This is a genomic window from Gemmobacter sp., assembly GCF_046292685.1.
Classification (GTDB): domain Bacteria; phylum Pseudomonadota; class Alphaproteobacteria; order Rhodobacterales; family Rhodobacteraceae; genus Wagnerdoeblera.
Window position 1 is genome coordinate 1 of the sequence record NZ_JBKBQM010000069.1, and the last position, 12,385, is coordinate 12,385.

At 68.1% G+C, this 12,385-nt stretch carries 14 protein-coding genes and 1 pseudogene; 5 read left to right on the plus strand and 10 right to left on the minus strand.

The genetic code is table 11. From position 1 onward, the window contains the following. The 4 genes from ACK4S2_RS14495 to rpsL form a co-directional block, all read right to left on the minus strand. Positions 1–211: GTP-binding protein (locus ACK4S2_RS14495; RefSeq protein ID WP_409625876.1), on the minus strand; the 211-nt coding region annotated here is incomplete at its 3' end. A gap of 86 nt (positions 212–297) precedes the next feature. Continuing rightward, positions 298–2,415: an elongation factor G gene (fusA, locus tag ACK4S2_RS14500; RefSeq protein ID WP_409625880.1), complete on the minus strand. Its 2,118-nt coding sequence runs from the start codon at positions 2,413–2,415 to the stop codon at positions 298–300. Between the two features lie 12 nt (positions 2,416–2,427). After that, positions 2,428–2,898 carry a 30S ribosomal protein S7 gene (rpsG, locus tag ACK4S2_RS14505; protein WP_409625883.1) on the minus strand — a complete coding sequence of 157 codons (471 nt, stop codon included), beginning with the start codon at positions 2,896–2,898 and terminating at the stop codon, positions 2,428–2,430. Between the two features lie 11 nt (positions 2,899–2,909). Further along, complete coding sequence (gene rpsL, locus ACK4S2_RS14510; RefSeq protein ID WP_028030315.1) at positions 2,910–3,281, minus strand: 30S ribosomal protein S12; 372 nt, start codon at positions 3,279–3,281, stop codon at positions 2,910–2,912. 365 nt (positions 3,282–3,646) lie between these two features. On the opposite strand from rpsL, the gene ACK4S2_RS14515 reads away from it, so the two are divergent. Further along, a complete protein-coding gene (locus ACK4S2_RS14515) occupies positions 3,647–4,282 on the plus strand; it encodes a LolA family protein (protein ID WP_409625887.1) in 636 nt (211 codons plus the stop codon). An 11-nt stretch (positions 4,283–4,293) separates the two neighbouring features. On the opposite strand, the gene ACK4S2_RS14520 is transcribed toward ACK4S2_RS14515, so the two are convergent. Further along, entirely contained in the window at positions 4,294–4,875 is a 582-nt protein-coding gene (locus ACK4S2_RS14520) for a lytic transglycosylase (RefSeq protein WP_409625890.1), read from the minus strand. A 206-nt stretch (positions 4,876–5,081) separates the two neighbouring features. Between ACK4S2_RS14520 and hspQ the strand changes: the two genes are divergently transcribed. From hspQ to ACK4S2_RS14540, 4 genes are read left to right on the plus strand one after another with little or no spacing between them, the layout of a single operon-like run. Next, positions 5,082–5,408 (plus strand): heat shock protein HspQ, encoded by a 327-nt coding sequence (hspQ, locus tag ACK4S2_RS14525; protein ID WP_409625893.1) that lies wholly within the window; start codon positions 5,082–5,084, stop codon positions 5,406–5,408. Between the two features lie 46 nt (positions 5,409–5,454). Beyond that, entirely contained in the window at positions 5,455–6,156 is a 702-nt protein-coding gene (locus ACK4S2_RS14530; protein WP_409625896.1) for a DUF599 domain-containing protein, read from the plus strand. After that, positions 6,153–6,596 carry a hypothetical protein gene (locus ACK4S2_RS14535; RefSeq protein ID WP_409625899.1) on the plus strand — a complete coding sequence of 148 codons (444 nt, stop codon included), beginning with the start codon at positions 6,153–6,155 and terminating at the stop codon, positions 6,594–6,596. The genes ACK4S2_RS14530 and ACK4S2_RS14535 overlap by 4 nt, the downstream gene beginning before the upstream one ends. 11 nt (positions 6,597–6,607) lie before the next feature. Continuing rightward, entirely contained in the window at positions 6,608–7,360 is a 753-nt protein-coding gene (locus ACK4S2_RS14540) for a CbiX/SirB N-terminal domain-containing protein (RefSeq protein ID WP_409625903.1), read from the plus strand. 35 nt (positions 7,361–7,395) lie between these two features. On the opposite strand, the gene ACK4S2_RS14545 is transcribed toward ACK4S2_RS14540, so the two are convergent. The 5 genes and pseudogenes from ACK4S2_RS14545 to ACK4S2_RS14565 form a co-directional block, all read right to left on the minus strand. Beyond that, positions 7,396–8,835, minus strand: a complete 1,440-nt coding sequence (locus ACK4S2_RS14545) for an aldehyde dehydrogenase family protein (RefSeq protein ID WP_409625906.1) — start codon at positions 8,833–8,835, stop codon at positions 7,396–7,398. Then, complete coding sequence (locus ACK4S2_RS14550) at positions 8,819–10,417, minus strand: ABC transporter ATP-binding protein (protein ID WP_409625909.1); 1,599 nt, start codon at positions 10,415–10,417, stop codon at positions 8,819–8,821. The genes ACK4S2_RS14545 and ACK4S2_RS14550 overlap by 17 nt, the downstream gene beginning before the upstream one ends. After that, a complete protein-coding gene (locus tag ACK4S2_RS14555) occupies positions 10,414–11,235 on the minus strand; it encodes an ABC transporter permease (protein WP_409625912.1) in 822 nt (273 codons plus the stop codon). The genes ACK4S2_RS14550 and ACK4S2_RS14555 overlap by 4 nt, the downstream gene beginning before the upstream one ends. Beyond that, the gene (locus tag ACK4S2_RS14560) at positions 11,232–12,179 is read right to left on the minus strand and encodes an ABC transporter permease (RefSeq protein WP_409625915.1); all 948 of its coding nucleotides are present in this window, start codon (positions 12,177–12,179) and stop codon (positions 11,232–11,234) included. Before ACK4S2_RS14560 ends, ACK4S2_RS14555 begins: the two co-directional genes overlap by 4 nt. 118 nt (positions 12,180–12,297) lie before the next feature. Further along, a pseudogene (locus ACK4S2_RS14565) lies at positions 12,298–12,385 on the minus strand (cold-shock protein); the annotation flags it as partial.

The following is a 12,385-nucleotide window of genomic DNA, read 5'->3' on the forward strand; positions in this document are numbered from 1 at the left end:
GACGGTTCTCCGTCTCGTATTCCACGTGCGCCGTCGAGATCGTGATCCCGCGCGCACGCTCCTCCGGCGCACCGTCGATCTGGTCATAGGCACGGAACTCGCCGAAATACTTCGTGATCGCCGCCGTCAGCGTCGTCTTGCCGTGGTCAACGTGGCCGATCGTCCCGATGTTGACGTGCGGTTTCGTCCGTTCAAACTTTGCCTTCGCCATTGTGGCAACTCCTCATTCGGTTCGGTGATGCCGGGACAGGCCCCGGCCTACAGGCGGTAGGGCGGGGTCGGCCCCCGCCACACCGATCAAGCGTATTTCTTCTGGATCTCGTCCGAGATGTTCTGCGGCACGGCGTCATAATGGTCGAACTGCATCGTGAAAACCGCGCGGCCCGAGGACATCGAGCGCAGGTTGTTGATGTAGCCGAACATGTTGGCCAGCGGCACCATCGCGTTCACGACGTTGGCGTTGCCCCGGCTGTCCTGGCCGGTCACCATGCCGCGACGGCTGGTCAGGTCGCCGATGATCGAGCCGGTGTATTCTTCCGGCGTCACCACCTCGACCTTCATGATCGGTTCCAGCAGCTTGGCGCCGGCCTTCTTCAGGCCTTCGCGCATCGCCGCCCGGGCCGCGATCTCGAACGCGAGCACCGACGAGTCGACGTCGTGGAACGCGCCATCGACCAGCGCCACCTTGAAGTCGATCACCGGGAAGCCGGCCAGCGGGCCCGAATCCATCACCGACTTGATGCCCTTCTCGACACCCGGGATGTATTCCTTGGGCACCGCACCGCCGACGATCTTCGATTCGAACGAATAGCCTTCGCCCGGCTGGGTCGGCTCGATCTGCAGCTTCACGCGCGCGAACTGGCCGGTCCCGCCGGTCTGCTTCTTGTGCGTGTAGTCGATCTCGGCCGGCTGGCTGATCGTTTCGCGGTAGGCCACCTGCGGGGCGCCGATGTTCGCCTCGACCTTGAATTCGCGCCGCATGCGGTCGACGAGGATGTCGAGGTGAAGCTCGCCCATGCCCTTCATGATGGTCTGGCCCGATTCGAAATCGGTCTCGACGCGGAAGGACGGGTCTTCGGCCGCCAGGCGGGCCAGCGCGAGGCCCATCTTTTCCTGGTCGGCCTTCGACTTCGGCTCCACGGCGATCTCGATCACCGGCTCGGGGAAGGTCATGGTTTCCAGCACGACCGGCTTGGCCGGATCGCACAGGGTATCCCCGGTGGTGGTTTCCTTCAGGCCCGCCAGCGCGATGATGTCGCCCGCGAAGGCTTCTTCGATTTCCTCGCGGTTGGCGGCGTGCATCATCATCATGCGGCCGACGCGCTCGCGCTTGCCCTTGGTCGAGTTCAGCATCTGGTCGCCCTTCTTGAGCTGACCGGAATAGATGCGCGTGAAGGTGAGCGAGCCGACGAAGGGATCGTTCATGATCTTGAACGCCAGCGCCGAGAACGGTTCCGCGTCATCGGGCTTGCGCTCGATGTTGCGGGTTTCGGTCTCGTCGCCCGGGGCGAAGCCGACATAGGGCGGGATGTCGAGCGGCGAGGGCAGATAGTCCACCACCGAGTTCAGCACCAGCTGCACGCCCTTGTTCTTGAAGGACGAACCGGCGGTAACCGGCACGAAGGCCATCGACAGCGTGCCCTTGCGGATCAGCTTGCGCAGCGTCTCCTCGTCGGGCTCGTTGCCTTCGAGGTAGGCTTCCATCGCGGCATCGTCCTGCTCGACGGCAAGCTCGATCATCTTGCCGCGCCATTCCTCGGCCAGGCCCTTCAGTTCGTCGCGGATCTCGCGCAGTTCCCAGGCAGCGCCCAGGTCTTCGCCCTGATACACCCACTCCTTCATCGTCACGAGGTCGACGACGCCTTCCAGCTTGTCCTCGGCGCCGATCGGCAGGGCGATCGGGCAGGGGGTCGCGCCGGTGCGGTCCTTGATCATGTGGACGCACTTGAAGAAGTCGGCACCGATCTTGTCCATCTTGTTGACATAGACGATGCGCGGCACCTTGTAGCGGTCGGCCTGACGCCACACGGTTTCGGTCTGCGGCTCGACGCCGGCGTTGGCGTCCAGCAGGCACACCGCACCGTCCAGCACCGCCAGCGAACGCTCCACCTCGATGGTGAAGTCCACGTGGCCGGGGGTGTCGATGATGTTGAAGCGGTGCTTTTCCGAGACGGGGGTCTTCCCGTCCAGGGTCTTTTCCCAGAAGGTCGTGGTCGCAGCCGAGGTGATGGTGATGCCCCGCTCCTGCTCCTGTTCCATCCAGTCCATCGTCGCGGCGCCGTCATGCACCTCGCCGATCTTGTGCGACTTGCCGGTGTAATACAGGATCCGCTCGGTCGTCGTGGTCTTGCCCGCGTCGATGTGGGCCATGATCCCGAAGTTGCGGTAGAGGTGCAGCGGATATTCGCGTGCCATGAGGGCGATCCTTTACCAGCGGTAGTGGCTGAACGCCTTGTTGGCGTCGGCCATCTTGTGGGTGTCTTCCCGCTTCTTCACGGCGGTGCCACGGTTGTTGCAGGCATCGGCCAGCTCGGCGGCCAGACGCTCCTCCATGGTGTTCTCGTTGCGCTTGCGGGCGGCAATGATGAGCCAGCGGATCGCCAGCGCCTCGCGGCGGGCGGGGCGAACCTCGACCGGCACCTGATAGGTCGCACCGCCGACGCGGCGCGAACGCACCTCGACCGCCGGCTTCACGTTGTCCAGCGCCTCATGGAACGCTTCGATGGGCGAGCGCTTCAGGCGCTTTTCCACCCGCTCCAGGGCGTTGTAGACGATCGATTCCGCGACCGACTTCTTGCCGTCGATCATCAGGTTGTTCATGAATTTGGTGACCACCCGGTCGCCATACTTGGCATCGGGCAGGACTTCGCGCTTTTCGGCAGCGTGACGACGCGACATATCTCAGTTCCTCACTTCGGACGCTTCGCGCCGTATTTCGACCGGCGCTGACGACGATCTTTCACGCCTTGCGTGTCCAGCACGCCGCGCAGGATGTGGTAACGCACACCGGGAAGGTCTTTCACCCGGCCGCCGCGGATCAGCACCACCGAGTGCTCTTGCAGGTTGTGCTTTTCGCCGGGGATGTAGCTGATGACCTCGAAGCCGTTGGTCAGGCGCACCTTGGCGACTTTCCGCATGGCCGAGTTCGGCTTTTTCGGCGTGGTGGTGTAGACGCGGGTGCAGACGCCGCGCTTTTGCGGGCACTGCTGGAGGTGCTGCGACTTCGAGCGCGTCACCTTGGGCTGCCGCGGCTTGCGGATCAGCTGTTGGATCGTCGGCATACTTCTCGCCTTTGCTTGCAACCCGTTCGGCCTCTGCGCGTCCGCAGGGTTTCCGGGGGCAGTCTTCGTATAGGCGCCTTGCGCGTCCGCAAAACACAAAACCGCAGACGCCCCTTTTGCGAGGGCGACGCGGTGGAATCTCAGAGGATCGGGGCTTGCGCCCGGATCTTGACCACTTCAGTCGTGCAACCCGGATCGAGGGCTTGCGCCCCTTTCCGGTTGGGCGCCGTATAGGGGGAGTCGCCGGGGTTGTCAACACGCGCCCCGCCCCCGCCGCAAGCCTGCGACACAAGGGCAAAGCCCGGCCCTCACACGGCATCACAAGCCGCGGAAGGGGGGATGCGTCGGCACTGCGGCCGCGCTATATGCGCTCCATGCGTATCCTTGCCCTTGTCGCCCCCGCCCTTGCCCCCGTCCTCGTCGCGCTGGCTGCGCTGCCGGCCCAGGCCGAAAAGCTGCCGCTGGCCGAGCTGTCGCGCTACCTCAACGGTCTGTCCACCGCCGAGGCGGAGTTCACCCAGATCAACCCCGACGGCACGCTGGCAACCGGAACCATCCGCATCAACCGCCCCGGCAAGGTGCGCTTCGAATATGCGCCGCCTGACCGCACCGTGGTCATGGCCGATGGCCAGCAGGTGGCGATCTTCGACCCCAAGTCGAACCAGCCGCCCGAACAATACCCCCTGCGCCGCACGCCCTTGCACCTGATCCTGGCGCCGACGGTCGATCTGGGCGCGGCCCGCATGGTCGTCGGCCATGCCGAGGAGGGCCCCGCCACCCGCGTCACCGCGCAGGATCCCGACCACCCGGAATACGGCCGCATCGACCTGATCTTCACCCCCGGCCCGACCGAGCTGCGGCAATGGGTCATCACCGACGATGCCGGCAACCGGACGACGATGATTCTGGGCGAGATGAAAAAGGGCACCGCCCTGCCAGCCCGCCTGTTCGACATCGGCGCCGAGGCCAAGGCCCGCGGCATCCCGGTGTCCGACCGCTGAGCGTCAGCCGCTCAGCGCCGCCGGCAGCTGGCCAGTTGCGCGCGATAGGTTTCGGCGCGGTCGGCCACCCGGGCCGAAATCGCCACCAGCCAGGGCTTGGCCTCATAGCTGCGGCGGGCAAAGCCGGTGCGCCCTTCGTGATAGGCCAGATACTGGTTGCGCGCGTCGTGGCGCGGAATCCCCAGCCGCTCCTCCGACTTGGCGAAATACCAGCCCATGAAGTCGGTGGCGTCCTGAATCCGGTCGCGCCGGGCGCCGCCGCGGCCGGTTTCTTCCTGATACTCGCGCCAGGTCTCGTCCAGCGCCTGCGAATAGCCATAGGCGCTGCTCTGGCGACCCATCGGAATGACGCCCAGCGCATAGCGGAACGGGGTGCGCGCATTGCCGATGAACTTCGACTCCTGGTGGATGACCGCCATCTGCACATGCACCGGCACGCCCCACTTGCGTTCGGCGGCCTGCATCGCGCGAAAGTATTTCGGGCGTTCGTCCGCCAGCCCGCAGGCATTGTCGAGGTTCCGCGGGGCCGAAAAATTGCCCCCGCAAGAGCCCAGCACCAGCACCAGGGCCAGGGCGCGCACGTATCTGCTCATCTGCTCTTTGCCTGCTGTTTTTCCGGCATGATACGCCACTTGCGCCGCCTTGGGAATCCCGCGCGGGCGGCGGGCGATCAGAAAGCCGTGTAGGCGCAGGCGCGCCTGTGGCGGCAAGACCCACAGTTTGTTTCGCCGCCGCCGCGTCTGCGATGTGGACAAGCGCCCCGGCGAGGGAGTAGTTAGCACCTTGGGGGTTCTCGACCATGCTCAAGTCTCAGGCAAAGTATCATCTGGGTCAGGTGCTTCGCCATCGCAAGCATCCGTTCCGGGGCGTCGTCTTCGATGTCGACGCGATGTTCTCCAACACCGAGGAATGGTATGCCGCCATCCCCGAGGACAGCCGCCCCTCGAAGGACCAGCCGTTCTATCACCTGCTGGCCGAAAACGACCAAAGCTATTACGTCGCCTATGTCTCGGAACAGAATCTGGTGCCCGACGAAACCGGCGAACCTGTGGACCATCCCGACCTGCCCGATCTGTTCGGCGATTTCGAGGATGGGCGCTATCCGCTCCAGTTCCAGTTGAACTGACCCTTCTGTCCTCGCACGGCCCCCGTCCGGGGCAAGGATCCCGGCCATGACCGCGCTGATCGCCGATTTCACCCCGGCCGATGCCGCCGCCCTGGTCTTTCTGCTGGCCGGCTGGCTGGGGTTCGGCTGGCTGGTCGAACACCCGCCGGCCGGGCGCCCTTCGGTGGCGGTGCTGATGGCCGGCATGCGGCGCGACTGGATGCACGCCTTCGTCACCCGCCAGCCGCGCATCTTCGATGCCACCGTGCTCGACAGTTTGCGCCAGTCCACCGCCTTTTTCGCCAGCGCCACCATGATCGCGCTGGGGGGCGGCGTGGCGCTGATGGGCGATGCCGAACGGCTGGCCGGCTTTGCCGCCGACTTCACCTTGCAGACCAGCCGCACGGTGCTGGAAATCAAGCTGCTGGTGGTGCTGCTGCTGGTGGCCAATGCCTTTCTGAAGTTCGTCTGGGCCAACCGGCTGTTCGGCTACTGCGCAATTCTGATGGCCTCGGTCCCGAACGATCCCGAAGACCCCGCCTGCTATCCGCGCGCGGCCCAGGCCGCCGAAATCAACATCACCGCCGCGCGCAGCTTCAACCGCGGGCTCAATTCGGTTTACTTCGCCATAGCGGCCCTGGCCTGGCTGGCCGGGGCGCTGGCACTGTCGCTGGCGGTGGTGCTGACGCTGGCGATGATGGCGCGGCGCGAATTCGCCTCGGCCTCGCGCCGGGTGATCCTGCAGGCGCACAGCGGGCCGGGCGCGTGACGGCGCGGGCGGCGCTGATGCTGGCGGTGCACCCGGCCGATCCGGCCGAAGCCCTGGTCTTTGCCCGCAACCGCGCCTTCCGGCAGGGGCTGTGGCCCGAGCTCGGGCCGGCGATTCCGCGCGGGCTGTGGCCAGACCTGCGCAGCGAACGGGCCTTCTTGCGGCTTTACGCCCAGGGCCAGCACCGCCACGCCTCGGTCGAGCTGGCGCGCACCGCCAGCGACCGGCGGCTGCGGCTGTCGATCGGCACCGAACCGCGCAAACTGCGCGACCCGGTCTTGCCGGCGCGCATCGCCGCGGCGGTGCAGGCAGGGCCGCTGCCCTTGCGCCACCATGCCGGCCGGCGCCTGACCGCATGGGAAACCGAGCAGCCGCTGGACGACGTGCCCGAGGCCCTGCAAGCCTTGCGCGATGCGCTGCTGACCGCGCTTTACGCCTGAAGGAGCCCGCCATGCCCGCCGCCCTGATCGTCGCCCACGGCGCGCCCGCCGACCCCGCGCCGCAAGAGGCCGCCTTGCAGGCGCTGGCCGCGCGGGTGCAGGCGCGGTTGCCCGGCGGCTGGCAGGTGATGGGCGCCACGCTGGCCATGCCGCAGGCGCTGGAGGCCGCGCTGGCCGCCTTGCCCGCGCCGCTGGTCTACCCGTTCTTCATGGCAGAAGGCTGGTTCACCGGGCGCGAATTGCCGCGCCGGCTGGCGGCGGCCGGGGCGGGCGGCCTGCGCCGGCTTGCCCCCTTCGGCGTCGATCCCGACCTGCCGGCGCTGGTGGCCCGGGTGGCGCGCGACGGGGCAGCCGCCGCCGGCATCGACCCCGCCGGCGCCACGCTGCTGCTGGCCGCGCATGGCAGCAAACTGTCGCGCACCAGCGCCGAGTCCACCCACGCCATGGCCGGGCGGATGCGCCGCGAAAGCGGCTTTGCCCGCGTGGCGGTGGGGTTCGTCGAGGAGGCGCCGTTCTTGGCCGACGCGGCCCGCGGGCTGGGCCGCGCCGCCGTCTGCCTGCCGTTCTTTGCCCTGCGCGCCGGGCATGTGGTGGGCGATGTGCCCGAGGCGCTGGCCGAAGCCGGCTTTGCCGGCGCCCTGCTGCCCGAGATCGGCGCCCAGGATGCAACGGCGGCGCTGATCGCCGCCGCGCTGCTGCGGGCGGAGGCGGAGGTGGAGGCGGCGGGAGGCCAGCCCCCCGCACCCCCCGCCCAAGGGGGCTGACCCGCCCCCTTGGGAAACCCCGTCGGGAAAGCCCGTTACCCGTGGTGCGCCGCCACGGTTTTCAGCACCGAAAAGCCATACAGCGCCTCGAACCCCTTTTCGCGGCCGTGGCCCGACTTGCCGACCCCGCCGAAGGGCAGCTCGACCCCGCCGGCGGCGCCGTAGTTGTTCAGGAACACCTGCCCCGCGCGCAAGCGCCGCGCCATGCGCATCTGGCGGGCGCCATTCTCGGTCCAGACCCCGGCGACCAGGCCATAGGCAGTGCCGTTGGCGATGGCCACGGCCTGATCGTCGTCGTCGAAGGGGATCACCACCTGCGCGGGGCCGAAGATTTCGTCCTGCGCCAACCGGTGCGCGGGGTCGATGTCGGCGATCAGGGTGGGGGCGACATAGTGCCCGCCTGCCGGCGCATCCGCCACGATCTGCCCGCGCGCAGCGATGCGCCCCTGCGGCGCCAGGGCCAGCATCCCTTCGATGATCTGGCGCTGGCGGGCAGAAATCACCGGCCCCACGTCCAGATCGGCCAGCGCCGGCCCCACGCGCAAGGCGGCGTAGCGGGCGGCCATCCGCTCGACCACCTCGGCGAACCGGCTCCGGTGCACCAGGATACGGGACGAGGCCGAACAGGTCTGCCCCGCGTTCTGGATGCCGGCGTTCACCAGGAAGGGCAAGGCCTTGTCCAGATCGGCATCCTCGAACACCAGCTGCGGCGACTTGCCGCCCAGTTCCAGCGTGACCGGCACGATGTTGCGCGCCGCCGCCGCCTGGATCAGGCTGCCCACCCCGACCGAGCCGGTGAAGCTGATGTGGTGGATGCCGGGATGGGCCGACAGCGCCGCGCCGGCCTCCTCGCCCAGGCCCGGCACGATGTTCAAGGCACCCGCCGGCAGGCCGGCCGCTTGCGCGATGCGGCCGAAGGCCAGCGCGGTCAGACAAGCCTCCTCGGCCGGTTTCAGCACGCAGGCATTGCCCATCGCCAGCGCCGCCCCGACCGACCGGCCAAGGATCTGCATCGGGTAGTTCCAGGGGATGATATGCCCCGTCACCCCGTGCGGCTCGCGCAAGGTATAGACGGTGTAGCCGTCCAGAAACGGAATCGTCTCGCCCATCAGCTTGTCGGCGGCGCCGGCGTAGAACTCCATGTAGCGCGCCATCGCCACCGCGTCGGCGCGGGCCTGCCTCAAGGGCTTGCCCACATCGCGCGCCTCGATCTGCGCCAGGTCGTCGGCCCTTTCCAGCACCAACTGGCCGATGCGCGCCAGGATGCGCCCGCGCTCGAACGCCGGCATCCGGCCCCAGGGACCGGCCAGCGCCGCCTCGGCCGCGGCCACCGCCTCGTCCACGTCGGCGGCCATCCCGCGCGGGATTTCGCCCCAGACCTCGCCGGTCGAGGGGTCCTCCAGCGGCAGCGCGCCTTCGGTGCGGCGCCATTGGCCGCCGATCAGGATTTCGCGGGGATCATACCAGAGCGTCATCGGACATCCATTCCGGGGGGATCACGGGGGTCGCCGCGATCAGTTGGCGGGTATAGGGGTGCTGGGGCGCGGAAAACACCGCTTCGGTCGCGCCCTGTTCCACGATCAGGCCGGCCTGCATCACCAGCACCCGGTCGGTGATGGCGCGCACCACATGCAGGTCGTGGCTGATGAACAGGTAGCTGAGCCCGTGGCTGGCCTGCAAGGCCGCCAGCAGGTCGAGGATCTGCGCCCGCACCCGCACGTCCAGCGCCGAAACCGCCTCGTCCAGCACGATCAGCTTGGGGCGCACGATCAGCGCGCGGGCAATGGCAATGCGCTGGCGCTGGCCGCCGGAAAACTCGTGGATGTATTTCTCCATGTCGTCGGCCTTCAGGCCGACCTCCTCCAGCGCGGCGGCCACCCGGTCGCGCTGTTCGGCCGCCGGCGCGGGGGCGAGGTGAAAGGGCTCGGCCACCAGCCGCCCCACCTTCCAGCGCGGGTTGAAGCTGCCGTAAGGGTCCTGGAACACCACCTGCATCTGCGCGCGCAAGGCATCGGTCATGGCATGGGCCAGCACCGGCGCGCCATCCAGCAGGATGCGCCCCTGCTGCACCGGCTCCAACCCCAGGACGGCGCGCGTCAGGGTGGATTTGCCGCAGCCCGATTCCCCCACCAGCCCCAGCGATTCGCCACGGTTCAGCGTGAAGCCGACGCCCTTCACCGCCTCCAGCCGCGGGGCGGGGCCGAACAGCGCCTTGCGCGGCAAGGCATAGCTGCGCCGCACGTCCTGCACCTGCAACAGCGGCCTGTCGGTGACCATCGCCCGGCGCTGAGGCCGATGGGCCGAGGCAGCAAACAGCCGCCGGGTATAGTCGTGCCGCCGCTGGCGGAACAGCGTCTCGGCCGGGCCCTGTTCCACGATCCGGCCGGCCTGCATCACCGCCACCTGGTCGGCCATGCCGGCCACCACCGCCAGGTCATGGGTGATCAGCAGCAGGCCCATGCCTTCCTCGGCCACCAGCCCCTTGAGCAGGTCGAGGATCTGCGCCTGCGTCGTGACATCCAGCGCCGTGGTCGGCTCGTCGGCGATCAGCAGCCTGGGGCGCAGCGCGATCGCCATGGCGATGCACACGCGCTGGCGCTGGCCGCCCGACAGCTCGTGCGGAAAGCGCGACAGGGGAAAGCGGTCCTCGGTCAGGCCCACTCGGTTCAGCTTTTCGCGGGCGATGCGGGCGGCATCGGCACGGCTGGCCGCCCCGTGGATCACCAGCGTTTCGGCCACCTGGTCGCCGATGCATTGCACCGGGTTCAGCGCCGTCATCGGTTCCTGAAAGATCATGCCCACGTCGCGGCCGCGGATCGCGCACATCTGCGATTCCGTCTGCGCCAGCAAATCGGTGCCGGCCAGCACGGCGCGGCCCCCCACCTGCGCCCCGCCCGGCAACAGTTGCATCAGCGAAAACGCCGTCAGCGACTTGCCGCTGCCCGATTCGCCCACCAGCCCGAACACCTGCCCCGGCGCCATGTCGAAGGACACGCCGTGCAGGATCGGCGCGCCGTGGATCGACAGCGACAGGTTCTCGACACGCAAAAGGCTCATCGCGCACGCCTCAGCCTCGGGTCCAGCAGGTCGCGCAAGCCGTCGCCCATCAGGTTCAGGCCCAGCACCGTCAGCACGATTGCCAGACCGGGCAGGATCGCCATGTGCGGCGCCATTGCGATCATCGTCTGCGCCTCGGCCAGCATCCGGCCCCAGCTGGGGATGGGCGGCTGCGCGCCCAGGCCCACATAGCTCAGCCCCGCCTCGGCCAGGATGCCCAGGCTGAACTGGATGGTGCCTTGCACGATCAAGAGGTTGGCGATGTTGGGCAGGATATGTTCCACCGAAATGCGCGCCCGCCCCTTGCCCGCCACCTCGGCCGCGCGAATGTAATCCAGCGTCCACAGGCTCAGCGCCCCGCCGCGCGTGACGCGCGCAAAGACCGGGATGTTGAAGATGCCGATGGCCAGAATGGCATTGGTGGCCGATGGCCCGAACACCGCGGTAATCAGGATGGCGATGACCAGGCTGGGAAAGGCAAAGACCAGGTCGTTGCCGCGCATCACCAGCTCGTCCACCAGCCCGCCGCGCCGCGCCGCCGCCAGCAGCCCCAGCGGCACGCCGAAAGCCATGCCGATGCCCACCGCCAGAATCGCCACCGCAATGCTGGTCCGCGCCCCCACCATCAGCATCGACAGGATGTCGCGCCCGAAATGGTCGGTGCCCAGCGGATAGCCCGGCGTTCCGATGGGCTTGAGCTTGGCCGAAACCGCCAGCTGTTCCACCGGCACCGGCACCCAGACCAGCGACACCAGCGCGGCCAAGGCGAACACGCCGGCCAGCACCGCGCCCAGGATCAGCGTGACACGCCCCTTCATGCCCGGCTCCGCAAGCGCGGGTCCACCGCCGCATAGGCCAGATCGACCAGGAAGTTCACCACGATCACCGCCCCCACCAGCAGCATCACCACCGATTCCACCACGATCAGGTCGCGCTGGGTGATGCCCTGAAAGATCAGCCGCCCCAGCCCGGGCAGGAAGAATACGTTCTCGATGATGATGGCCCCTGCCAGCAGGAACGAAAATTGCAGCCCCAGAATGGTCAGCACCGGAATCAGCGCGTTGCGGAAGGCGTGCCGCAGCACCGCCTGCGCCCGGCTCAGCCCCTTGGCGCGCGCAGTGCGGATGTAATCCTGGTTCAGCGTTTCCAGCACCGACGATCGCATGACCCGGGCGAGGATGCTGGCCTGCGGCAGCGCCAGCGCGATGGCCGGCAGGGTCAGCGCCCGCAGGTTCGGCCACAGCCCCTTGTCCCAGCCGGGAAAGCCGCCCGACGGAAACCACCGCAGCTTGACCGCAAAGATCAGCACCAGAATCATGGCGAACCAGAAGTTCGGCACCGCCACCCCCAGCTGCGTGGTCCCCATCACCGCCAGATCGGTGGCCTTGCCTTGCCGCGCCGCCGCAATCAGCCCGACCGGAATCGCAATCGCGGTGGACAGCACCAGCGCATAGACCGTCAGCGGCAACGACACCTGCACCCGCGCCGCGATCAGGTCGGCCACCGGCACGCGATAGGTGTAGGAGGTGCCGAAATCCCCCGTCAGCATCCCCGCCACCCAGGACAGATAGCGTTCGGCCAGGCTGCCGTTCAGCCCCAGCTGCTCGCGCAGCGCCGCCACCGTTTCCTCGGTCGCGTTCATGCCCAGCATGAAGCTGGCCGGGTCGCCCGGAATCACCTCGATCACCGCAAAGATCGCCAGGCTGGCGACCACAAGGCTCAGCACCAGCGAAACCAGGCGGGAAAACGTATAGCGCAGCATCCGGGCCCCTTTCCGCGCCGCAGGCTAGGGCCTGCCGCCGCAAGGGTCCAGAGGGGCAGCGCAAAAAAGAAAAAGGCGGCCCGAAGGCCGCCCCGATCCACCCGAAGGCGGGGCCTTGTCAGGCCAGCGCGAGGTTCGTCGCCGATTCGCGGCCGTCGCGGCCGGATTCGATGTCGAACGTGACGGCCTGGCCGTCATTCAGCTGG